Raw genomic sequence first — 21,319 nt, 5'->3', positions numbered from 1 at the left:
GATTAAACGCCAAAGCCCCGCCCCACGGCGGGGCTTTTCTTTTGAAGTCACGAATGACGTGGCGTTCTCTCATAGGGCCGTATCTTTTGGCACAAGGCTCTGCAAAGGTTGACCTATTCAAAGCTGGTCAGAGAAAGCGCTGCCATGAATAGCGATGATCCGAAAAAACATGTTCCACGGTTTGCAGGGTGGGACGCAAAGGTCCGCGAAAGCTTTGCCAAGCAGAACGCGATGCACAGCTTGGGTGTCGAAATCACCGAACTCGAACCGGGGCTGATCACCCTCGCGATGCCATTCAATCCCGATTTCACGCAGCAACACGGTTTCATGCATGCCGGCGCGATCACCACCGCCATGGACAGCGCTTGTGGTTACGCAGCGCATTCGTTGATGGACGAAGATGCAGCTGTTCTGTCTATTGAATTTAAGAGCAATTTCCTCGCTCCGGCGCAGGGGGATCGGTTTTTGTTCCGTGCTGAAGTAGTGAAATCGGGTCGCACAATTACAGTGGCAGAGGCCACCGCTTATGCGGCCGAGGACGATAAAGAAAAACCCATCGCCAATATGACAGCCACATTGATGTCAGTGCGCGACAGGCCTGACGTTAGCGAATAGCGCCAAACACGCGCCACGCGAGGATAACACGCGACGTGGCAGTGATGAAACACAGGGCACCAAACACCCAAGAGAGTGGCGCAAACCAAGCGGGCAACAGGCAAAGCAGCACAAAGAAACCAATGGTTTCTGCGCCCTCCAAAATACCTCCTGTGAAATAGAGCGCTTTCTCTCCACGCGCTTTGCTTTCCATCTCGTGTTTCTCGGCAAGCACCGCATAGGCCAGAAAGCTCGCCCCGTTCACATAGAAACTGCACAGCAGAAAGGCCCCCGCCGCGCCGTTCGTCACCGGGTCCGCGAACACAAAGGCCATCGGGATCAAGCCATAGAAGGCAAAATCACACACGATGTCCAAAAAACCGCCGAAATCGCTCCCCCCTGCGGCCCGGGCAACGGCCCCGTCCAGACCGTCAGCCAATCGTGAGAGCGCGATGAAAACCAAGGCCCAGATCGGCTGCCCAAACGCAATCAAGATTGCTGCCAAAACACCAAATGCAAAGCCAACCAACGTGACGCCATTGGCCGTCACACCAATGCCTGCAAGCCCGCGACCCAGCGCATTCAAAGGCGGGTCAATTAAGGGGCGAATTCGCGCATCAAACATGTAAAGCCTCCGCTTGCCAAAGCCGTTGCGCCCCTTCACGATAGGGTCACACAAGCCCTTTACAGCATGTCCATTGTGCCGACGCAAAGGCCAACTCAAAAACAAAAGGACACATTCATGCGAGCGCCCATCACATCCCCAAACGGCACACCAGTTAGCCGCTTCACCTTTGGCACCATGCAATTTGGGGAACGGGCTGATGCCAAAGCAAGCCGCGAAATGTTTGATGCTTGTGTGGCCGCCGGGATCAACCATTTCGACACGGCCTATGTTTACACTGAGGGAGCCTCAGAAACCCTCTTGGGGGAGTTCGCCGCCCCAATGCGCGATGATCTGGTGATCGCGACCAAAGCCGCTTACTCGGGCGGTTCAGGGCGCGCTAATATTCTACAAGCTTTTGACACGTCGCGGCAGCGTTTGAATATGGATTACGTGGATATCCTTTATTTACACAGGTTCGATCCAGCCATGCCTTTAGAAGAAACCTATGACACTTTGGCCGAGCTCAAAGCCCAAGGCAAAATTGGCCACATCGGCGTCAGTAACCATGCCGCATGGCAAGTGATGAAATCAGTCACCGTCGCAGCGGAGCGGGATTTGACAATCGATATCCTGCAACCCATGTACAACTTGGTGAAACGCCAAGTAGAGGTTGAACTCCTGCCGATGGCCAAAGACCAAGGCATTCTCGTCGCCCCCTACTCGCCTCTTGCCGCAGGTCTTTTGACCGGCAAATATTCAGGGATTGAAGATACCACAACTGATGGACGTCTGACCGAGGACAGCCGGTACCATGCCCGGTATGGCCAAGAATGGATGTGGCAAACGGCGCGAGACCTCAAGGCGCTGGCCGAGGATCATGGCGTCGCACCCGCGACACTTGCGGTCGCGTGGATCGCCAAACATGTCGATGGGCTCAGCCCGATCTTGTCCGCCCGATCCGCCGAACAGCTTGCGCCATCACTTGCCGCGATTTCTTTTGAGATGGATGATGCGCTGTATCAAGAGATCACGGCCCTCAGCCCAACCCCGGCGCCAGCGACAGACCGTTTGGAAGAGGCATAATGGCAAAGCGTGCCCCTGAAGCGACGGGCTTTGCGCAAGCCACAGAAGGCGAGAAACTCTTCGCGCCGACCGCGGCGCGCAATCAACCTGCCATTAACGCGGTCATGGCGCGCATTGCTCCTCAATCAGGGAAAGCCTTGGAAATCGCCAGCGGTACGGGCCAGCATATTATTGGGTTCGCCGAAATGCGCCCCGACATCCTTTGGCAACCAACAGATGTCGCACCGGATCGGCTCGCAAGCATCAATGCCTATCGAGAGGATAGCGCCTTGGAAAATATCTTGCCCGCCCATGTACTAAACGCAACGCAAGATGGTTGGGCGGAGACCAATGGCCCCTTTGATTTGATTTACTTGTCAAACCTGCTGCACCTCATCTCTGAAATCGCGGCCAAGACTCTGATTTCTGAAGCCAGCGCCGCGCTCAATCCTGGAGGGGTCGCGCTCATCTACGGGCCTTTCATGCGCGGTGGTGAACTGAGCAGCGAGGGCGACAAAGACTTTCATGCCAAACTTACGGCGCAAGACCCAGAGATCGGCTATAAAGACATTCAGACCGTTATTGCATGGGCCACGAAAATGGGCCTCCACCACGTGAAGACCCATCAAATGCCTGCAAATAATCTGGCGATGCAGCTGACTAAGCCAAAAGCGTCAGTGCGCTAGCACCTTACAGGTTTTGCCATTCTCCGCAGAGCAGTTTTCACTGCCAAAACCGCCTTTATGGGCCTTTGGCAGAGTTTTCTGATCAGCTTGTGCAATCGTTTTGGCCTCGACTTCGGTTTGGCCGACATCTGTACCGTAGCTTGCGGTCGGAACCTCACCGGCGTGTTCAGACAACCACTCTTCTGGCGTATCGATCAGATATTTACCAAGACCTTCTGCGATCAATGGGCTTGGCAAAGTCTGCATCTGGTTCAACGATTGATAATCAATCGCGTCCATCACCTGTTTGATTTCCGCCTCTGAGGCATGTGCGCGCAGTTTGAGCACAACACCGCCGCCAAGGGATGCAAACATATAGCGCATCTTTTCGTCCCGACGCGCGGATTTGTTCTTAGCGCTTAGCCAATGCACGCCTTCCACTTTATGGAAATGCTTGTGATATTTGGCGTTGTAAACGCTGTTGCCCGAGCTGGTTTCCTTGAAATTGGTCCAGAAATAGCTCGCCCTCGGACGCCCCTCGTGCAAGCGATCCAGAGAGCGGCCAGTGTCCACAACCCAATAAGCCTGCTTCAAACGATTGGCCAAAGTCATGGTTGGTTCCGCGCGTTCGACGCGCATATAGATCGAGCTGCGGCCATTCAGATAGATGGCAATATCATCATCCAGATTAGGCGCGTATTTTCCCGGCTTTCCGTCGGTGATCCCGTCGGGCCAGCCAAATCCCGTCTGAAAGTCATCGCTCCACGCGAGTCGCTCCCATCCCGCAAGCACCTCTTCAGACGGCGTTGGCAAATAGCTGTTTAGGGGCGCGGAACGCAGCACGCGGCGTTCAAGCCGCGCGGTCGCCAAAGTTGGGTTCGGCAACCCTTTGGCCATACCGATTTTGCTGAGCAGATGATCCTTGTAGGACACCTCTGCCACTTCAAAACCCGCGTCAATTTTTGTTGCCGCTTCATGCAGCGTCGCTATTTCAGCAGAGCGGCCGCGGAAACCCATGAAATCAAGTGCGGCAACCACACCTAAGGCGATGATCGCAAACGCGACTGGAATATATTTTAGCATCTGATCGCTCCAACAAGATTGATTGGATCAGAGCTATCAGTGCGATTTGACACGAAAAGGAAAGAAATCAGGCATCTTTGGGCCAGTTTTGGACAACCAACGCCAAAACATCCATCAATAGGTGAGATGCTCTATCTCGATAGGCGTCGCAGTAGGAATGTATTGTGCGTGGTTCTCTGCCTTCACTGCATGCGCTTGAAACACGGCATAGCCGACAATCGCAAAGCAGGTGAAAATCATTGGCAGAACACGACGCATCGAGGCAAACTCCTTGCTGATGTTTAAAGTCTCACAAAGGAACGTGCCGGAATTCGGGGAAAAATCTGCCAAAATTGCGGCAACTCACGTTGCGGAAGAATTATCTGCACGCTTGCCGCAGCGCAGCGCCTTTTGCTACACCCCTCTTCAGTAAGACAAGAAAGACAGGGGACTGCCATGCAGGTCGTTCGCACAATCGCTGACTGTCGCACCGCGACAGGCGCATTTCGAAGTGCAGGAGAGACCATCGGGCTCGTCCCAACCATGGGCTTTCTGCATGCAGGCCATATGGAGTTGGTGGCGACGGCAAAGTCCAAAGCGGACCGTGTTGCAGTCACGATCTTTGTGAACCCAACCCAATTCGGCGAGGCTTCCGACCTCGACAGCTACCCGCGAGACGAAGAGCGTGACTTAGAAATGTTGCGCGCAGCGGGCGTCGATTTGGTTTTGATCCCGGACGTTTCTGACGTCTATCCTGACGGTGATGAAACCATCGTTGAAACCACCCGTATGGCCAATATTCTTCATGGCGAAGTCCGCCCCGGCCACTTCCGCGGTGTCACCACCGTGGTCGCGCGGCTGTTCAACTTCGTGCAACCCGACGTCGCGTGTTTTGGGGAAAAAGACTACCAACAGCTGCAGATTATCAAACGCATGACCCGCGATTTGGCCTTTCCGATTGAGATTATTGGCGTGCCGATCGTGCGTGAGAACGACGGATTGGCGATGTCCTCGCGCAACGTGCGTCTGAATGCGGAAGACCGCCAAGCGGCTTTGGTCTTGTCTCGGTCTTTAGATGCAGCCGAAGCGCTGAAAAACAAATCGGTCGACTCCCTACGCGACACCATCGCAAACACCATTCACGCCGAGCCGCGCGCCACCCTGCGCGGCCTCGATATTGTTCAGGCGGAAAGCCTTGCTGATCTCGCAGGCCCCCTGACCACCCCCGCTGCCATTATGCTCTCCGCAGAGTTTGGTGGCGTCCTTCTGCTAGATCAAAGGGTCATCACACCATGAGCGCACAAGCCAAGATTCGCCGCACAACCGTGCCTGAAATCGCAGCCCGCAAAGGCGGCGAACCGATTGTGTCGCTGACCAGCTATCACGCCCATACAGCCGCCATCGTCGATAAATATGCGGACTTCATCCTGGTGGGTGACAGCCTCGGCATGGTGATGCACGGCATGGAAAGCACTGTTGGTGTGCCGCTTGACCTAATGATCATGCATGGCAAAGCGGTGGTCCGCGGGACAGAGAAAGCGCTAATCGTCGTCGATATGCCATTTGGTACATATGAGGAAAGCCCAGCCGTGGCTTTCCGCAACGCTGCCAAGATCATGAAAGAAACGGGCTGCGGTGCGGTGAAATTGGAAGGCGGAAAGCGTATGGCGGAAACCATCCATTTCCTGGTGGAACGCGGTATTCCCGTCATGGCGCATATTGGTCTGACGCCGCAATCAAGCCACGTGATGGGTGGATTTAAAACCCAAGGCCGAGACGAAGCAGGCTGGGATGCATTGATCGAAGATGCTGTTGCGGTTGCAGAGGCTGGTGCGTTCTCTGTCGTTGTTGAGGGCGTCGTTGAACCTCTTGCGGTGAAGATCACCAAAGCCTGCCCAATCCCGACCATTGGGATTGGCGCATCTGCAGAATGTGACGGCCAAATCCTGGTTTTGGAAGACATGCTCGGGCTGAACGAGTGGACCCCGAAATTTGTAAAAGTCTACGGCGACTTGGGTCCAGCCATTGAACGCGCGGTGTCTGAATACGCAGACGATGTGAAAACAAGGGCCTTCCCGACGGAAAAAGAAGTCTACAAGTAACGTCTATTGGTGGGCGTGCTGTTCATTTTGAGTATTTGGGCAAAGAAGAAGGCAGTTTAGAAGCGCCGCTTCGGCCCATGCGTTCACAAGGTGCCGTTTACTCGCGGATCTCTTCGTCAAGGACACCCCAGATATCGGATTTCCGGGCCCAGCCCTTATAGCCCCCTACGGAAATCCGGCACCATTCGGGATGACACTTGCCAAGGCTGGCCACAACGCCGAGCTCTAGTTGCGCGACCATCGGCGTGTCAGGCTCGGGGCGGACGTTCAGAGGCAACATATCCGCTTCAACGATCACGGTTCGGTTGCCAGAAAGCAGCGAGTAATGCACCCAGCCCCCTGCCCCGTCGCGATCCTGTACCCGGCGCCAATGGCCGTGTTCTGCCGTGACAACCAGCGGCATATCGCGACGCTTGAAAATCCAGTCGATCCGGTGGGTCAACGATGGGCCGCGACGCACATTCGCCTTCGCCGCTTTCAGGCTGACATAGCGCGGCATGGGCAGATTGGTGACCGGACCGCGTTTCTGTTCAGCAACCGCTGCGCCCGTCATGGCGAGAACCGCAAAAGCTGCCGCCAAAACATGCGTCCATTTCTGTCCGTTGGTCACCGAAATCATTTGTCTGCTCATAAAATTGCGCGGGGGTTCTTGTGCCCCGTCATTCTGTCAGGCACTGTGCCAGCAACGTTCTGATTTGGAAAGAACTCCGAGGTACCCAATGGCAAAGCAACGTCTGAGTGTTGTCGTTACGCGACGGTTGCCAGAACCGGTCGAGGCGCGGCTCTCGGAACTGTTCGATGTACGTTTGCGCGAAGACGAAACGCAGATGCCTCGAGCAGAGCTAATTGAAGCGGTCAAAACCGCTGATGTCATTGTCACGAACCTCAATGACAAAATTGACCACGAGATTCTCGCGAATGCGGGTCCGCAACTCAAGCTCATCGCAAATTATGGGGCTGGCGTTGACCACATCGAAGTGGATGACGCGCGGGAAAAAGGGATTTTGGTCACAAACACCCCCGGGGTTATGACCGAAGATACTGCGGACATGGCCATGGCGCTTGTGCTCGCGGTCCCCGCCGCATTCCAGAAGGCCTTGCGCAGATGGAACGCGGAAAATGGGAAGGTTGGTCCCCAAGCGCAATGCTTGGTGGGCGTATTGGCGGTCGAAAACTCGGCATCCTTGGCATGGGCCGTATCGGCCAAGCCGTGGCACGGCGCGCCAAAGCGTTTGGCATGGAAGTCCATTACCACAACCGCCGCCGCCTGCATGCGGGGATCGAAGAGCGTTTTGAGGCCACCTATTGGGAAAGCCTCGACCAAATGCTGGCGCGGATGGATGTAGTTTCAATCAACTGCCCCCATACGCCAGCCACTTATCACCTCGTGAATGCGCGTCGTTTGAAGCTGATGAAACCTGATGCAGTCATCGTAAACACCTCACGCGGTGAAGTGATTGATGAAGCAGCGCTTGCTTTGGCGCTTAAGGCCAATGAAATCGGCGGCGCAGGTTTGGATGTGTATGAAGGCGGCGACGAAATGGCCGCCGAGCTTCGCTCTCTCGGCAATGTGGTCATGCTCCCGCATATGGGATCTGCCACCATGGAGTGCCGGATTGAGATGGGCGAGAAGGTCATGCTGAACATCCGCACCTTTGAGGATGGACACAAGCCGCCTGATCGTGTTCTGCCAGAGATGCTCTAAAGCATCTCTGTTTATGGCCTCACGCTTCTGGGCTTGTCCGGAAGAAAAACACACCCGCCAGTGCAATCGCAAAGGCCAAGCCTGACGTGAAGGTGCGAACCTGGTTCCACATCTGCCAAGTCCCTGAATAGTCTTCCCAAATCACGCGTGCTTCCTCGATGGATGCAGGCACCTGCACCAATGCCAAGGCTTCGTTCATTGGCACGTTGATCCCCATGGTCAGCAGCATGCCCAAGGCAAAATAGGTCAGGCCGGCAACCGCAAAACATCGCGCGCTTGCGATGTTCTGGGACCGCCACAACAAAGCAGCCGCCAACCACAATGCAAAGGGCGTTCCAAAGAATGCCGGCGCAAAGGTCATGTTGCGCACCGAGGCATTCATCGCCTGCATCGCCTCAATCGCAACGCGCGGGTCTGCGGCATCGAGCCCCCACATGGTCGAACAAACCCAAGCGTAAAAAAAACCAAAAATTCCTGCATTCAGCAGCAGGGCGACACCCATGGCGCAAATCGTAATTACTAACATTTCTGATCTCCAGCTTACCGTACACTTTTGTACGCTTGCAGATATCCGTAATCATCTGTACGCTTTTTGACAAGACATAATTGGAGCCCCAATGCGCGACGCCCGGAAACAAGAACGCCACCTTGCGATCACCCATGCCGCCTATGATTTGATCGCAGAAAAAGGTTATGCGGGCACGTCGATGCTCAACATCGCGAAAGCCGCAAAGGCTTCAAATGAAACACTTTATCGCTGGTACGGAGACAAACGCGGGCTGTTTGAAGCGATGGTTCAGGACAATGCAGCAGAGACCGAAGCACTGCTGAAATCCGCCTTGGACGACGATGCTGATCCAATGGCGTCGTTAAAAACAATCGCACCGACTTTCTTGGCGATGCTACTTGGAGACCGGGCGATTCTTCTCAATCGCGCTGCAGCGGCAGATGCTACGGGAGAGCTCGGGCTTGCAATATCACAAGCCGGGCGCGACGTGATCGCACCGCTTTTCGCCAAGCTGATTGCTGCACTGCCGGGCGTAGGTGCAGACGATGTCGGCCCACTGACGCAGGCTTTCATTCATTTGCTGATTGGCGATATGCAAATCAAACGCGCGATTGGCGTTGAGAAAGCCCCGTCGGCGGAAGACATCGACGCCCATTGCGCCAGCGCCTTCCGTCATTTTCAAGCTATCTTGGAAGCGAACTAGCCGCGATTAGGCGACGGATGCTTTGATGGCGCGGATGTTTTCACCATAAGGCGCTGGGTTGGATACGCTGCCGCCTTTAAAGACGGCAGAGCCCGCAACCAACACATCTGCCCCGGCCTCGGCCATAAGCGGTGCGGTTTCCGGCGTGATGCCACCATCAATCTCGATATGGATCGGACGGTCTCCAATCATCGCGCGCAGCTTGCGCACTTTGTCGACCTGCGAATGAATGAATTTCTGCCCGCCAAAGCCCGGGTTCACGGTCATAACACAGATCAGATCGACCATATCCAGAAGGTATTCGATGTCTTCAATGCCTGTGCCAGGGTTCAACGCCAGACCCGCCTTACATCCTGCGCCACGGATCGCTTGCAATGTGCGGTGAATGTGCGGGCCAGCTTCCAAATGCGCGGTCAGTACATCAGCGCCAGCATCCGCAAAGGCGTCGATATACGGATCAACCGGCGCGATCATCAAATGAACATCCATCACGGTGTTGATGTGTTTGCGGATCGCTTTGCACAGCGGCGGGCCAAATGTCAGATTTGGCACAAAGTGGCCATCCATAACGTCCACGTGGATCCAATCCGCACCTTGCGCCTCCACCGCTTCAATTTCTTGGCCAAAATTGGCGAAATCTGCGGACAGAATAGACGGGGCGATTTTGATGGAGCGGTCGAAGCTCATGGGGTTCTCCTAAGAGCAGATGATTCGTTGCCGGGAAAATGCGCTGAAACCTAGAAAAGTGCAACGAAACCGTATTTGCAGCCCGGTGACGCAGCGAAAACCAGCAAAATGCCGCACCGCAGCAATTTCCAGTTGAAATTGCTCAATCATACGCGTTTGATGATCTCAAACGCTGCAAACACTGGTTGAGCACGGTGTATGTGGCAGCATTTCGGGCCAATTGTCATGCGCCTGACGTGCCGATTTAAGAAGAATTAAGACCAAGCCGCATTCACTAAAGTGATCCTGACGTCCAGGGTCGACAGACAAAGAAGGACGATCGAAATGACTATGATTGTTGATCCCATCAGCGCAACTGTCGCTGGATGGCAATTGATCGGAAAGACAGTGGAGCAACAGCTGCGCGTCAATCATGCCATGAACCAAGCACTTTGGGCTGCGTTCACCCCTGCGGCGACGTTGACAAAACCAGACGCACCTAAGTCGGCTGCGACCTCTTCTGCACCGGACTTCACAAGTCAGCGCGCAGCAAAGCCGTCAAGCAAGCCAAAGGCTGCACCGAAAAAGGCCGCACCGAAAGCGAAGGCGACTGCCCCAAAAGCTGTGGCGAAACCTGCACCAGCGGCGAAAAAAGCAACCCCTAGCCCAAAGCCGGTGCCTGCAAAAGTAGAAACCGTTAAGGAAAAGCCGAAATCGGTGGCCAAAGTGGCCACTACACCTGCGACGCCGGAACCGAAAAAGGTTTCGCCAAAATCTAAGGCAAAAGTTAAGCCCGCATCCGAGACGGTCAAAGTGGCGACTGCTCCGGCGGCTAAGCCTGCAAGCAAGCCGGCAAAGGCCGAGGCAGCGAAACCTGCTGCGAAGGCGAAAACGACCGCCAAACCCACTGTGGCAAAAACCGAAGCCGTGAAACCTACTCCCAAGCCAGCAAAAGCTCAAACCGCTAAACCTGCAGATGCTGTCGAAGCGCCAAGAGCAAGGCGCAAACGCCAACCTTCTGCCCCGCCAGCGATGCCGAAGCCCGTCAAAAAATAAGTCTATTCGCGTTGCGCTCGGCGCATAGCGGTTATTCGGAAGGCGGTCTTACGCCTTCCGTTTTCGTTTGGTATGAAAGGCTTAGGGAGGGACAACGACCGTTTAGGAGACTGTCCCATGGCGACAATCGCAATTCAACAGAACGCTGCTGGTTCAGTGTTCAGCCTGATCAAAAAGCCGTTCGCTGCTATCGGCACATTCATGATCCAACTGGCAGAAGCAAACCATCGCGTGCAACGCGTTCGCGCACTTCAAGACATGAGCGACGCGCAGCTTGCCGCGAAAGGCATCAAACGCGAAGACATCGTTCGCACCGTTTATGCGGACCTAATGTACGTTTAATTCGCGATCTGTATTTGGGCGCAACCGCGCCCGGTTCAGAAATAACCAAGGCGCCTCAGAGTTCTGGGCGCCTTTGTTGTTTTTATCAGTCTGTAAAAGACGAGGGCTTATTCGTCTTCTTCATCAATCGTACGCACCGCACCCAAAGATGCGTTTGCAACATGTGCCGCGTAGACCTTCAAGGCTTTTGAAACCGCACGTGGACGACCTTCTGCTTTCCAGAATTTCTTGTCCGCTTGCGGGTGGTTCGCACGGCGCTGCGCCAGTTCTTCTTCGCTGACATCAAGGTGGATCGTGCGGTTCGGTACGGAAATCTTAATCTTATCGCCGTCTTCTACCAATCCGATCACGCCCTTCTCTGCCGCCTCAGGGGATGCGTGGCCAATGGAAAGACCCGCTGTACCGCCAGAGAAACGACCGTCCGTCAGCAAGGCACAGGTTGTGTCGAGCTTTTTGGATTTCAGATAAGCCGTTGGGTAAAGCATTTCTTGCATGCCCGGCCCACCCTTTGGCCCTTCGTAGCGAATGACAACAACAGAGTAAGGCTTCACTTCGTTTTGCAAGATGCCGTGCATCGCGTCTTCCATGGATTCAAAGACCTTCGCAGTGCCTTCGAATTCGTACATCTCTTTGATGACGCCCGCGGTTTTCAGGATACAGCCCTGCTCTGCAATGTTGCCGAAAAGAACGCACAGACCGCCCTCTTGAGAATAGGCGTTTTCAAAGTCGCGGACGCAGCCGTCTTCGATGTCCACATCAAGCTCTGTGTACATGCGAGACTGGCTGAATGCTTGTGTTGTGCGGACGCCACCTGGTGCGGCGATGAAGAGATCATGCGCTTCATTTCCGGCGCTTTCGCGGCGCACATCCCATTTGTCGATGAACTCACCCATGGTGCGCTCGTGTACGGTCGCCACTTCGCGGTGAATTTTACCTTCGCGGTCCAACTCACCCATAATCCGGGCGATGCCGCCGGCACGGTGCACGTCTTCCATGTGATACTTCGGTGTCGACGGTGCGACCTTACACAGGTGAGGAATTTCGCGGCTCAGGCGATCCATATCCGCCATGGTAAAATCTACCTCGCCCTCGTGGGCAATCGCCAGAAGGTGAAGCACGGTATTGGTTGAACCACCCATGGCGATATCCAAAGCCATGGCGTTCTCAAACGCTTTGAAGTTCGCAATGTTACGCGGCAGAACAGATGCGTCGTTGTCTTTGTACCAACGCTCACACAGTTCAACGATCTTATGCCCTGCTTCTTTGAACAGGCCTTCGCGCTTAGAGTGGGTTGCCAGCAAAGATCCGTTGCCCGGCAGCGCCAAACCCAGCGCTTCGGCCAGACAGTTCATGGAGTTCGCGGTGAACATACCAGAGCAAGAACCACAGGTTGGGCAAGCAGAACGCTCTAGCTTATCCACCTCTTCCTGACTGCGATCTTCGTCGGTTGCACCAACGATCGCGGTCACGAGGTCGGCCTTATGCTCGCCGTCCTGCAAGATCACCTTACCGGCTTCCATAGGACCACCGGAGACAAAGATCGCTGGAATGTTGAGGCGCATTGCGGCCATCAACATACCTGGGGTGATCTTGTCACAGTTAGAGATACAAACCAGCGCGTCGGCGCAGTGTGCGTTTGCCATGTACTCGACAGAGTCAGCGATGACTTCGCGAGACGGCAAGGAATAGAGCATCCCGTCGTGGCCCATCGCAATACCGTCATCAACGGCGATGGTGTTCATCTCTTTGGCAACACCGCCCGCTTTCTCGATTTCACGCGCAACCAGTTGCCCCATGTCCTTGAGGTGCACGTGGCCCGGCACAAATTCAGTGAAAGAGTTCACAACCGCGACAATCGGCTTGCCAAAGTCCTCTGTTTTCATCCCGGTCGCGCGCCATAGGGCGCGGGCTGCCGCCATCCGGCGACCAAACGTAGATGTCTTAGAACGAAGATCTGGCATATCGCTACCCTCTATTGTCTGCGCGCAATAAGTCTGGTCCTGACGGGTGCCACCCTGAACAAGGATTTGCAAGTGAAATGGGATGGATTCTTGCGAAAACCACCCCATTTTTGAAATCTTTTTTGCGTCGGAGGTGGGCGGTGGCTACCTCGGGAGCTGGCTGGCCTCACGTGCCAAGGCTTCGATGCCTTCCCAGTTCCCCTCATCCATCATTTTCTGCGGGGCAACCCAGCTGCCGCCACAGCATACGACATTGGGAAGAGACAGGTAGGTTTCGGCATTTTGAAGACTTACCCCACCCGTTGGGCAGAAGGACAGTGCTGGCAGCGGAGATCCGATTGCTTTCAGCGCCGGAGCGCCCCCGTTTGCTTCTGCCGGAAAGAACTTGAGCATGGAGTAACCACGCTCGAGCATTTTCATGGCTTCTGAAGACGTCGCAACACCTGGGAGCGCGGCCAAACCTTCCGCCTCGCAAGCGTCCAGCAGTTTGTCAGTCGCACCGGGAGAGACGCCAAATTTTGCGCCCGCTGCTTTCACAGCTTTCACATCGGCTTCGGTGAGCAATGTACCCGCACCAACCACACCGCCTTCGACCTTAGCCATTTCAGCGATGGCTTCGACCGCGCAGGGCGTGCGCAAAGTGACTTCCAACGCGGGCAGGCCGCCGCGCACCAAGGCTTCTGCCAGCGGCCGCGCGTGTGCCACGTCTTTAATCACAATGACCGGAACAATCGGTGCCAGCTCACAAATCTTGCGGGCAGCTTGGCTTGCTTCAACGGGGGTGATGGTCATGTGGTTATACTCCGAATACAGATGCACCCGTGTCGGCAGAGCCAACAGAAGCGCGGAAGGCTTGGAAAAGTTCGCGGCCAACACCGGTTTCATAGGCGCTCAGGTCCGCGACGGCAGGCTCTCGATCAAGCACACCTTCGGTCAAAATCTGCAAGTCACCCGCAACGGCATCCAGACGCACCACATCGCCATCCTTCAGATATGCGATCGGTCCACCATCCAGAGCTTCAGGGCTGACATGGATCGCAGAAGGCACTTTGCCAGATGCGCCAGACATGCGCCCGTCGGTGACCAGCGCCACTTTCTGGCCGCGCCCCTGCATGATCTGCAGAAGCGGTGTCAGGCTATGCAATTCAGGCATGCCATTCGCTTTTGGGCCTTGGAAACGCACGACGATGATCACATCCTCGGTCAGCTCACCATTCTTGAACGCCGTTTTGGCGTCTTCTTGATCGTGGAACACGCGCACTGGAGCTTCGACAATCCGGTGTTCAGCTGCCACGGCGGACACTTTCATGACGCCCGTTCCAAGATTGCCCGTCATGTGAGAGAGGCCGCCATTCTCTTGGAAAGGGTCGTTCAAAGGGCGAACGATCTTTTCGTTCAAAGACACGTTGGTGCCGGCACGCCAAGTCAAGCCGTCGTCACTTAGGAAAGGCTCTGCGGTGTAGTTCTCTAGCCCCTCTCCGGCAATTGTTTTGGTGTCTGCGTGCAGAAGGCCACCATTCAGCAGCTCGCCGATCAGGTACCCCAGACCGCCTGCCGCATGGAAGTGGTTCACATCTGCCAAACCATTCGGGTAGACCCGCGCGAGCAGCGGAATGGCTTCCGAGAGATCCGCGAAGTCCTGCCAATCAAGCACAATGCCCCCTGCCCGCGCCATGGCCAGCAGGTGGATCAGCAAGTTGGTGGAGCCGCCGGTCACCATCAAGCCGACGATGCCGTTCACAAAGGCTTTCTCGTCCAGAATATCGCAGGTTGGCGTGTAGTTATTGCCCAGCGCGGAAAGTGATAGAGAGCGCTTTGCCGCTTCTTTTGTGAGTTCGTCACGCAGTTCGGTATTTGGTGTCACGAAGGAAGATCCCGGCAGGTGCAAGCCCATGAATTCCATCAACATTTGGTTTGTATTGGCAGTGCCGTAAAAGGTGCACGTGCCCGGCCCATGATAAGCCGCCATTTCGGACGCCATCAGCTTGTCGCGGCCACATTCACCTTTGGCAAACTCTTGGCGCACTTTGGCTTTGTCGTCATTGGCGATGCCGCTGGTCATGGGACCTGCTGGAACAAAAACGGCTGGCAAATGGCCAAAGGCTTGAGCGCCAATCACCAGACCCGGAACGATTTTGTCGCAAACCCCAAGGAACACCGCCGCGTCATAAACGTTGTGGCTAAGCGAGACGCCAGTCGCCATCGCGATCACGTCGCGACTGAAAAGGCTGAGTTCCATGCCCGCCTCGCCTTGCGTAACGCCATCACACATCGCAGGCACGCCACCTGCGACCTGCGCAGTACCGCCTGCCTCACGCACCGCTTCGCGGATTAGGCCAGGGAAACGCTCATAAGGCTGGTGCGCCGACAACATGTCATTGTAGGCAGTGACAATCCCCAGATTGCCAGCAGACTTCGTGGCCAAGGCGTCTTGGTCGACACCTGCGCCGGCATAAGCGTGCGCTTGTCCGGAGCAGGACAGATGCGCGCGGCTTGGGCCTTTTGATTTGGCGGCGGCCATACGATCAAGATAGGGACGACGCGTCGCTTCGCTGCGCGCAATAATCCGGTCTGTGACGTTTTTAACGGTGGCATTCAACATCGTGTCGAGCTTCCTGTTTGAACGGGTTAAGTCCCAATCGGACGCCAGCGGCGTCCATCTTTATGCATCAAGAGCAGCGCGTCTTCAGGGCCTGCGCTGCCCACATCATATTGCTGCGGTTTCGCACCGCTTTCTGTCCAACCTTGGATGATCGGGTCGGCCCATGCCCAAGCGCTTTCCACTTCGTCACCGCGCATGAACAGCGTCTGATCCCCACGGATCACATCCATGATCAGGCGCTCATACGCATCTTGCGGTTTCTCGGCATCTTTGAGGCTATCAGCAAAGGTCATGTCCAAAGAAGCTTCTGTCAGGCGCATTCCGCCCGGGCCGGGATCTTTGATTGTTGTATGGAGTGTCATGCCCTCGTCAGGTTGCAAGCGTATGACAAGCACGTTGCCCTGAGGGGTTTCGGTCCCCGGGAAAATCATATGTGGCGGGTTGCGGAAATAGACCGCAATCTCTGAAACGCGATCCCGCAAGCATTTCCCGGTGCGTAGGTAGAACGGTGTCCCCGCCCATCGCCAATTTGCGACCTCAACCTTCATCGCAATGAAACTTTCCGTGGTGCTGTTTGGATTGCTAGAATGGTCTAAATAACTACCCTGCTCGCCAAAAGCGCGATATTGCCCACGGGCAATGTCCTGCATTGGAACCGGTTCAAGCGCCTCAATCACTTTCAGTTTTTCATTACGCACCGCGTTTGGTGTGAACTTTGAGGGTGGTTCCATCGCCGTCAGACACAGAAGCTGCATCAGGTGGTTCTGCACCATATCGCGCATGGCACCGGAGTGGTCGTAATATTCCCCACGGCCCTCAACAGAGAGGCTTTCAGCCACGGTGATCTGCACGTGATCAATCTGGGATGAATTCCAAAGAGGCTCAAACAATGAGTTCGCAAAACGCAAAGCCATAAGGTTTTGAACGGTTTCTTTGCCCAAGTAATGGTCGATGCGGTAGATTTGGTGTTCCTGAAAACACTCTCGCAGCTCCGCGTTTAAAACCTTTGCGCTTTCCAAGTCATGGCCAAACGGCTTTTCTACGACGATCCGACTGTCGGGCGTCGCTATTCCATTTCGCTCCAATCGCCTTGCAATGGGGCCGAAGAAATTCGGCGCGACGGACAGGTAGAACGCACGAACAGTGTCTGGGCGCATCGCATTCGCTAACGCCTCCCAGCCCCGCTCTCCGGTTGCGTCAATCGAGATATAGTCAACGAGCTCAAGAAACTTCGCAACCTGCGCTTTGTCTGCGGTTGGGTCCTCAATGGCCTTGGCAACGCGCGCCTGGAAGGTCTCTCGATCCAGATCCGACCGGGACACCCCGAGAATGCGGCTGCTCTCGTCAAACTGACCTGCGACGAAACGGTGAAACAATCCCGGCCAAATCTTGCGCCGAGCAAGATCGCCGGTGGCACCAAACAGCACCAGATCAAACGCGCTGACAGGGATTACTCTTGAGACCATTTCGCCCTCTTGTGCGCCTTAAAAACGCACCTTCTTCTATTTCGTATTCTATCGGTCCATTGGACCGTATCACTTACCATTTCTGAGCCGCCCACGAATGTCGAACACGCCAAAGTCCGACACCGCGAGCGACTCAGGAATGATAGCGCTAACATAGTTTCCGGCATTTTGAATGCAAGGATTATTTCTTGTGGTCAAAAAAAATTATTAAACCAACTCAACTCATGCGTCAGCTTCCCGCAATCATCTGTGCAAAAATTTCTTTTAGTCAATTGTAATAGAATGGATTTTCAGGAATTTTCTGCGGCACACACATGTCGATTCAACTCTTGGAACGTCGATGACACATAAGGCAAGCCGCGGATGGCGCGCGCCTCCCCCACGAATGATTTAGGTGGACATTCACTGCCACTTCTATATTTTAATTCGGAAGTCGAATTAAATTGGGAGTGAGGACATGTATCTAGGCTTAGATCTAGGCACATCTGGTATTCGCGCGTTGCTTGTAAACGAATCAGGGATGCCAATCGGGGAAGCCTCTGCGTCTAGCGACGTGTCGCACCCTCACCCCGGCTGGAGCGAACAGGACCCAGCGCAATGGATCGCTGCTTGCGAGGCCGCAATTACAGAATTAAAAGCAAATCACGGCTCAGAACTGCGCGCCGTAAGGGCCATTGGTCTGAGTGGCCATATGCACGGCGCGACGTTGCTCGACAAAGATCACAAAGTGCTGCGGCCCTGCATGTTGTGGAATGATACGCGTTCCGCTCAAGAAGCTCAGCAGCTCGACAGCCAAGACCGGTTCCGTACCCTTACCGGAAATATTGTCTTTCCGGGATTCACCGCTCCGAAAGTGGATTGGGTGCGCGTCCATGAACCGGACGTTTTTTCGCAGGTTGCAAAGATCCTGCTTCCAAAAGACTACCTTCGCCTTTGGTTAACAGGAGACTGCGTCAGCGACATGTCCGACAGCGCGGGCACCGCTTGGCTTGACGTTGACAAACGCAATTGGTCCGGCGCGCTACTGGATGCCTGCCAACTTACTGAAGACCAAATGCCGAGCCTTGTGGAAGGCTCTGAATCTTCGGGCGGATTGCGGGCTGAGTTGCTCAGTGATTGGGGCATCGAAGGGCCCGTCATCGTTGCGGGTGGTGGTGGTGATAATGCTGCAGCCGCGTGTGGATTGGGCTGCTTGCAAGCGGGAGACGGGTTCGTTTCCCTTGGCACGTCCGGCGTTTTACTTGCCGCCACAGACACTTACGCCCCCGCGCCTGAAAAAGCTGTGCACAGCTTTTGTCATGCCATTCCAAACACTTGGTTCCAGATGGGGGTGACACTGGCAGCGACGGACAGCCTGAACTGGCTCGCAAAAATCTGCGGCTCAACACCTGCGGAATTGGCGTCGGCTTTGCCTGAGATGCCAACAGGGCCTTCCTCCGCGACTTTCTTGCCGTATATCTCTGGCGAGCGGACACCGCATAACGACGCCTCACCCAGCGGCGTCTTTGCGGGTCTGAGTGTGGGCGCGGAGCAGGCAGACCTCACCTCCGCGGTGATGGAAGGTGTCGCCTTCTCTCTTAAAGACTGTCTGAATGCCTTGCGGGCAACCGGAACGAATGTGACCTCGCTCATCACCACAGGCGGCGGAACGCGCAGCCGGTTCTGGCTGAACACCTTAGCGAATGTGCTGGATGTCCCGCTGCAGGTTCCGGCGAAAGGCGAGTTTGGCGCAGCTTTGGGTGCGGCGCGGCTTGGTATGGCTGCTGTCTCTGATCAAGCGCTCACCGAGATCATGACCAAGCCAGAAATCGCTGAAACCATCGAGCCAAATACGGACTTGAGCGACGCCTATGCGGCCCGCTATGAGCAGTTCAAATCTCTCTATCCAGCGGTAAAATCCGCCACTGCCTAAATTCCAAGGGACGCCTCTATGACGACATCTGCGCAGGATCTGCAATCTATCACGCTCCGAGCCGATGGCGCGCGCATAGACCTGCTGAACTTCGGGGCGACCACCTGCGATTGGCGGATTGTGTCTGACGGGCAAAGAGTGCCTTTGATCCTTGGATTTGACGATCTAAGCGACTATCTGACCTCTCCAATTTTCTGTGGCGCGATTGCTGGTCGCGTATCCAACCGCATCGGTGAAGGTCAATTTGAAGGCCCGAATGGTCCTATTAAACTTGACCAAAACGAAGGCACCACAACAGTGCATGGCGGTGCGATGGGCACAAGTGCCGTGTTTTGGAAGCTTGAGCAGGTCAGCGAAAACGAAGCGCGTATGACGTACCATTCCGCTGACGGCGAAAACGGGTTTCCGGGGAATGTTGACTTTGAAGTTCGCGTGATCTTGTCCAAAGACTCGCTTGAGTACATCATGCGCGCCACAGTGGACGAGGAAACGCCGATCAGCCTCGCGCAACACAACTATTACAATATTGGCGGCACCCCAGACATCTGGGACTATCAGTTGGCGTGCAATAGCAGCCGGACGCTCGCGCAGAATGACAAAGGCGTATGTAACGGCGAAGTTGCCGATCAATCTGACAGCGCTTTGGATTTCCGTACCCTTAGGCCGCTCAGGAAAGTTGAAGCCCGGGGGCTGGACGACCATTTCCTATTTGACGACGAGGCAACTCATCTCCGCAAAGTGGCCACGTTGCAGAGCCCTGACGGAATTGCATTAACCTTCTACTCCGATCAACTCGGGGCTCAGCTCTATACCGCGCATCACATGAAAGAGATCAAAGGCGGTCTAGACGGACAGACCTATGGCAAGGCGAGCGGATTCTGCTTTGAACCTCAAGGACACCCAAATGCGGTGAATATCCCCTCTTTTCCCTCGGTCTTTGTCAGCCCTGACAAGCCTTATGAACAACGTCTAGTGATCAAAGTCAGTGGTGGCGACCCTTGAAACAGTCCTGGCTAATCATTCTCGCCAGCGCGGTCTTTCCGTCGCTTTGCCAGGCCTATGACAACGATGATCGGCCTGTCTTCTCGACGCATGACTATGAAGCTGTCGAGCTTGGTTGGCTGCTATTCTACGATCCTATTCTTTCAGGCAATCGCAACATCAGTTGTGGCACGTGTCACCACCCGAAATTTGGGACAGCGGACGGTGTTGCGCTGTCGCTCGGAGAGGGTGGTATTGGGCTTGGACCAGAGCGTATTGCCGACCCAAAGAACATGCCTGAACAACGCATTCCCCGAAATGCGCCTGCGCTTTTCAATCTCGGCGCGGAAGAATTTCAGGTCATGTTCCATGATGGTCGCCTTGAGGCTGATCCAACGCAGCCAGGCGGTATGCGCACCCCATTGGGGCAAGACATGGTCGCAGGATTTGACTCTGTTCTGTCGGCGCAAGCCATGTTCCCAGTTCTAAGTCCAGACGAGATGGCAGGGCACTATTCAGAGAATGAAATTGCGCAAGCCGTACGACTGGGGCGACTGTCCGGTGAAGGCGGCGCTTGGGATTTGATTTCGCAACGCGTATCAGACATTCCTGAATATGAACAAAGGTTTGCCGCGCTATTGGGACCGGGTGAGCCTGTCGAATTTACAGATATCGCAAATGTTCTAGCCGCCTTCATTGCCGAAGAATGGCGCGCGGATGAAAGCCCATACGACTTGGCACTCACTGGTGAAAAACCATTGTCGGACGCGGCTCAGCGCGGGCAAGACATTTTCACCGGCAAAGCGCAGTGCAGCAGTTGTCATAGCGGCCGTTTTCAGACCAACCATAGCTTTCATGGCATTGGCATTCCTCAATTTGGCCCGGGTAAAGCGGCGCGTTTTGAAAGCCATAACCGGGATGAGGGCCGCGGCCGCGTGACCGGACAGCTGGCTGACTTTTACACTTTCCGCACCCCCAGCCTGCGCAATGTGACTCTGACTGGTCCTTACGGCCATAATGGCGCGTTCACAGACTTGCGCGAGATGGTGGCGTTCCACACCCAAGCAGTGTCTGAACATGAATTTGACCAAGAGCAGGTAGTCCTACCTGTCTTTGACGCGCCAAACGATTGGGATGCGTTTACTGACCAGCAAGCTGTGGCTGACATCAAAGCCGCCAGCAGTGCTCCGGTGATTTCTTTGTCTGAAGGTGAAATGGATGACTTGATTGCATTTTTGGACGCTTTGACGGACGTCAACTGGCGAACCCGCGGGCTTGGCGTCCCTGAAGCCGTGCCCAGCGGATTGCCAGTGGATCGGTAAATC

The 21,319-nt window shown here is 55.1% G+C and carries 22 protein-coding genes and 1 pseudogene; 13 read left to right on the top strand and 10 right to left on the bottom strand.

What is annotated here, in order from left to right; translation table 11 throughout:
- The first annotated feature begins 144 nt into the window (after positions 1–144).
- Entirely contained in the window at positions 145–615 is a 471-nt protein-coding gene (locus TA5113_RS08290) for a PaaI family thioesterase (RefSeq protein ID WP_058314588.1), read from the top strand.
- Here TA5113_RS08290 and TA5113_RS08285 read toward each other — a convergent pair.
- Entirely contained in the window at positions 605–1,219 is a 615-nt protein-coding gene (locus TA5113_RS08285; RefSeq protein ID WP_058314587.1) for a CDP-alcohol phosphatidyltransferase family protein, read from the bottom strand. The genes TA5113_RS08290 and TA5113_RS08285 overlap by 11 nt on opposite strands.
- 117 nt (positions 1,220–1,336) lie before the next feature.
- Here TA5113_RS08285 and TA5113_RS08280 point away from each other — a divergent pair, with 117 nt between their 5' ends.
- Together TA5113_RS08280 and TA5113_RS08275 are read left to right on the top strand one after the other, a co-directional pair.
- On the top strand, positions 1,337–2,284 hold the full coding sequence (locus TA5113_RS08280; RefSeq protein WP_058314739.1) for an aldo/keto reductase: 948 nt from the start codon (positions 1,337–1,339) through the stop codon (positions 2,282–2,284).
- The gene (locus tag TA5113_RS08275; RefSeq protein ID WP_058314586.1) at positions 2,284–2,949 is read left to right on the top strand and encodes a DUF938 domain-containing protein; all 666 of its coding nucleotides are present in this window, start codon (positions 2,284–2,286) and stop codon (positions 2,947–2,949) included. The genes TA5113_RS08280 and TA5113_RS08275 overlap by 1 nt, the downstream gene beginning before the upstream one ends.
- Here TA5113_RS08275 and TA5113_RS08270 read toward each other — a convergent pair.
- Both TA5113_RS08270 and TA5113_RS16950 read right to left on the bottom strand, forming a co-directional pair.
- Positions 2,938–4,011, bottom strand: a complete 1,074-nt coding sequence (locus tag TA5113_RS08270; protein WP_058314585.1) for a hypothetical protein — start codon at positions 4,009–4,011, stop codon at positions 2,938–2,940. The two genes, TA5113_RS08275 and TA5113_RS08270, sit on opposite strands and share 12 nt — an antisense overlap.
- Positions 4,012–4,125: 114 nt before the next feature.
- The gene (locus TA5113_RS16950) at positions 4,126–4,269 is read right to left on the bottom strand and encodes a hypothetical protein (RefSeq protein WP_165589399.1); all 144 of its coding nucleotides are present in this window, start codon (positions 4,267–4,269) and stop codon (positions 4,126–4,128) included.
- 177 nt (positions 4,270–4,446) lie between these two features.
- Here TA5113_RS16950 and panC point away from each other — a divergent pair, with 177 nt between their 5' ends.
- Positions 4,447–5,286: a pantoate--beta-alanine ligase gene (gene panC / locus TA5113_RS08265; RefSeq protein ID WP_058314584.1), complete on the top strand. Its 840-nt coding sequence runs from the start codon at positions 4,447–4,449 to the stop codon at positions 5,284–5,286.
- Positions 5,283–6,092, top strand: coding sequence for a 3-methyl-2-oxobutanoate hydroxymethyltransferase (gene panB, locus TA5113_RS08260; protein ID WP_058314583.1), 810 nt, complete (start codon positions 5,283–5,285; stop codon positions 6,090–6,092). Before panC ends, panB begins: the two co-directional genes overlap by 4 nt.
- Before the next feature lie 97 nt (positions 6,093–6,189).
- Here the strand turns inward: panB and TA5113_RS08255 are convergent, their stop codons facing one another.
- Complete coding sequence (locus TA5113_RS08255; RefSeq protein ID WP_058314582.1) at positions 6,190–6,711, bottom strand: SH3 domain-containing protein; 522 nt, start codon at positions 6,709–6,711, stop codon at positions 6,190–6,192.
- Here TA5113_RS08255 and TA5113_RS17355 point away from each other — a divergent pair.
- Together TA5113_RS17355 and TA5113_RS17350 are read left to right on the top strand one after the other, a co-directional pair.
- A pseudogene (locus TA5113_RS17355) lies at positions 6,644–7,279 on the top strand (Rossmann-fold NAD(P)-binding domain-containing protein); the annotation flags it as partial. The gene TA5113_RS08255 and the pseudogene TA5113_RS17355 sit on opposite strands and share 68 nt — an antisense overlap.
- Positions 7,198–7,797 (top strand): NAD(P)-dependent oxidoreductase, encoded by a 600-nt coding sequence (locus tag TA5113_RS17350; RefSeq protein ID WP_370736436.1) that lies wholly within the window; start codon positions 7,198–7,200, stop codon positions 7,795–7,797. The pseudogene TA5113_RS17355 and the gene TA5113_RS17350, both read left to right, overlap by 82 nt.
- Positions 7,798–7,816: 19 nt before the next feature.
- Here the strand turns inward: TA5113_RS17350 and TA5113_RS08245 are convergent, their stop codons facing one another.
- Positions 7,817–8,323, bottom strand: a complete 507-nt coding sequence (locus tag TA5113_RS08245) for an anthrone oxygenase family protein (protein WP_058314580.1) — start codon at positions 8,321–8,323, stop codon at positions 7,817–7,819.
- A gap of 91 nt (positions 8,324–8,414) precedes the next feature.
- Between TA5113_RS08245 and TA5113_RS08240 the strand changes: the two genes are divergently transcribed.
- On the top strand, positions 8,415–9,008 hold the full coding sequence (locus TA5113_RS08240; protein WP_058314579.1) for a TetR/AcrR family transcriptional regulator: 594 nt from the start codon (positions 8,415–8,417) through the stop codon (positions 9,006–9,008).
- 6 nt (positions 9,009–9,014) lie between these two features.
- Here TA5113_RS08240 and rpe read toward each other — a convergent pair whose 3' ends face one another.
- Entirely contained in the window at positions 9,015–9,695 is a 681-nt protein-coding gene (gene rpe / locus TA5113_RS08235) for a ribulose-phosphate 3-epimerase (protein WP_058314578.1), read from the bottom strand.
- Positions 9,696–10,019: 324 nt separating this feature from the next.
- Between rpe and TA5113_RS08230 the strand changes: the two genes are divergently transcribed.
- Together TA5113_RS08230 and TA5113_RS08225 are read left to right on the top strand one after the other, a co-directional pair.
- The gene (locus TA5113_RS08230) at positions 10,020–10,730 is read left to right on the top strand and encodes a hypothetical protein (RefSeq protein ID WP_058316674.1); all 711 of its coding nucleotides are present in this window, start codon (positions 10,020–10,022) and stop codon (positions 10,728–10,730) included.
- Positions 10,731–10,847: 117 nt separating this feature from the next.
- On the top strand, positions 10,848–11,072 hold the full coding sequence (locus tag TA5113_RS08225; protein ID WP_058314576.1) for a DUF1127 domain-containing protein: 225 nt from the start codon (positions 10,848–10,850) through the stop codon (positions 11,070–11,072).
- A 107-nt stretch (positions 11,073–11,179) separates the two neighbouring features.
- Here TA5113_RS08225 and ilvD read toward each other — a convergent pair whose 3' ends face one another.
- The 4 genes from ilvD to zwf form a co-directional block, all read right to left on the bottom strand.
- Positions 11,180–13,033 carry a dihydroxy-acid dehydratase gene (gene ilvD / locus TA5113_RS08220; RefSeq protein ID WP_058314738.1) on the bottom strand — a complete coding sequence of 618 codons (1,854 nt, stop codon included), beginning with the start codon at positions 13,031–13,033 and terminating at the stop codon, positions 11,180–11,182.
- Positions 13,034–13,177: 144 nt separating this feature from the next.
- Positions 13,178–13,825, bottom strand: a complete 648-nt coding sequence (gene eda / locus TA5113_RS08215; RefSeq protein ID WP_058314575.1) for a bifunctional 4-hydroxy-2-oxoglutarate aldolase/2-dehydro-3-deoxy-phosphogluconate aldolase — start codon at positions 13,823–13,825, stop codon at positions 13,178–13,180.
- Between the two features lie 4 nt (positions 13,826–13,829).
- Entirely contained in the window at positions 13,830–15,635 is a 1,806-nt protein-coding gene (edd, locus tag TA5113_RS08210; protein WP_058314574.1) for a phosphogluconate dehydratase, read from the bottom strand.
- A gap of 26 nt (positions 15,636–15,661) precedes the next feature.
- Entirely contained in the window at positions 15,662–17,101 is a 1,440-nt protein-coding gene (gene zwf, locus TA5113_RS08205; protein WP_058314573.1) for a glucose-6-phosphate dehydrogenase, read from the bottom strand.
- 457 nt (positions 17,102–17,558) lie between these two features.
- Between zwf and xylB the strand changes: the two genes are divergently transcribed.
- Genes xylB through TA5113_RS08190 form a run of 3 tightly spaced genes read left to right on the top strand, consistent with a single transcriptional unit; the run spans position 17,559 to position 21,316 of the window.
- Complete coding sequence (gene xylB, locus TA5113_RS08200) at positions 17,559–19,013, top strand: xylulokinase (RefSeq protein WP_058314572.1); 1,455 nt, start codon at positions 17,559–17,561, stop codon at positions 19,011–19,013.
- 18 nt (positions 19,014–19,031) lie between these two features.
- Positions 19,032–20,015 (top strand): aldose epimerase family protein, encoded by a 984-nt coding sequence (locus TA5113_RS08195; RefSeq protein WP_058314571.1) that lies wholly within the window; start codon positions 19,032–19,034, stop codon positions 20,013–20,015.
- A complete protein-coding gene (locus TA5113_RS08190) occupies positions 20,012–21,316 on the top strand; it encodes a cytochrome-c peroxidase (RefSeq protein ID WP_058314570.1) in 1,305 nt (434 codons plus the stop codon). The genes TA5113_RS08195 and TA5113_RS08190 overlap by 4 nt, the downstream gene beginning before the upstream one ends.
- The last annotated feature ends 3 nt before the right edge of the window (positions 21,317–21,319 follow it).

This window comes from Cognatishimia activa, from assembly GCF_001458335.1.
GTDB classification, from domain to species: domain Bacteria; phylum Pseudomonadota; class Alphaproteobacteria; order Rhodobacterales; family Rhodobacteraceae; genus Cognatishimia; species Cognatishimia activa.
The sequence above is the reverse complement of the archived record's forward strand: the minus strand, read 5'-3'. Positions and strand labels throughout refer to the sequence as shown.

Excerpts from the sequence above, each read along its gene's own strand:
- TA5113_RS08290 (WP_058314588.1), top strand. The coding sequence starts at position 145 with ATGAATAGCGATGATCCGAAAAAACATGTTCCACGGTTTGCAGGGTGG.
- TA5113_RS08285 (WP_058314587.1), bottom strand. The coding sequence starts at position 1,219 with ATGTTTGATGCGCGAATTCGCCCCTTAATTGACCCGCCTTTGAATGCG.
- TA5113_RS08280 (WP_058314739.1), top strand. The coding sequence starts at position 1,337 with ATGCGAGCGCCCATCACATCCCCAAACGGCACACCAGTTAGCCGCTTC.
- TA5113_RS08275 (WP_058314586.1), top strand. The coding sequence starts at position 2,284 with ATGGCAAAGCGTGCCCCTGAAGCGACGGGCTTTGCGCAAGCCACAGAA.
- TA5113_RS08270 (WP_058314585.1), bottom strand. The coding sequence starts at position 4,011 with ATGCTAAAATATATTCCAGTCGCGTTTGCGATCATCGCCTTAGGTGTG.
- TA5113_RS16950 (WP_165589399.1), bottom strand. The coding sequence starts at position 4,269 with ATGCGTCGTGTTCTGCCAATGATTTTCACCTGCTTTGCGATTGTCGGC.
- panC (WP_058314584.1), top strand. The coding sequence starts at position 4,447 with ATGCAGGTCGTTCGCACAATCGCTGACTGTCGCACCGCGACAGGCGCA.
- panB (WP_058314583.1), top strand. The coding sequence starts at position 5,283 with ATGAGCGCACAAGCCAAGATTCGCCGCACAACCGTGCCTGAAATCGCA.
- TA5113_RS08255 (WP_058314582.1), bottom strand. The coding sequence starts at position 6,711 with ATGATTTCGGTGACCAACGGACAGAAATGGACGCATGTTTTGGCGGCA.
- TA5113_RS17350 (WP_370736436.1), top strand. The coding sequence starts at position 7,198 with ATGGAACGCGGAAAATGGGAAGGTTGGTCCCCAAGCGCAATGCTTGGT.
- TA5113_RS08245 (WP_058314580.1), bottom strand. The coding sequence starts at position 8,323 with ATGTTAGTAATTACGATTTGCGCCATGGGTGTCGCCCTGCTGCTGAAT.
- TA5113_RS08240 (WP_058314579.1), top strand. The coding sequence starts at position 8,415 with ATGCGCGACGCCCGGAAACAAGAACGCCACCTTGCGATCACCCATGCC.
- rpe (WP_058314578.1), bottom strand. The coding sequence starts at position 9,695 with ATGAGCTTCGACCGCTCCATCAAAATCGCCCCGTCTATTCTGTCCGCA.
- TA5113_RS08230 (WP_058316674.1), top strand. The coding sequence starts at position 10,020 with ATGACTATGATTGTTGATCCCATCAGCGCAACTGTCGCTGGATGGCAA.
- TA5113_RS08225 (WP_058314576.1), top strand. The coding sequence starts at position 10,848 with ATGGCGACAATCGCAATTCAACAGAACGCTGCTGGTTCAGTGTTCAGC.
- ilvD (WP_058314738.1), bottom strand. The coding sequence starts at position 13,033 with ATGCCAGATCTTCGTTCTAAGACATCTACGTTTGGTCGCCGGATGGCG.
- eda (WP_058314575.1), bottom strand. The coding sequence starts at position 13,825 with ATGACCATCACCCCCGTTGAAGCAAGCCAAGCTGCCCGCAAGATTTGT.
- edd (WP_058314574.1), bottom strand. The coding sequence starts at position 15,635 with ATGTTGAATGCCACCGTTAAAAACGTCACAGACCGGATTATTGCGCGC.
- zwf (WP_058314573.1), bottom strand. The coding sequence starts at position 17,101 with ATGGTCTCAAGAGTAATCCCTGTCAGCGCGTTTGATCTGGTGCTGTTT.
- xylB (WP_058314572.1), top strand. The coding sequence starts at position 17,559 with ATGTATCTAGGCTTAGATCTAGGCACATCTGGTATTCGCGCGTTGCTT.
- TA5113_RS08195 (WP_058314571.1), top strand. The coding sequence starts at position 19,032 with ATGACGACATCTGCGCAGGATCTGCAATCTATCACGCTCCGAGCCGAT.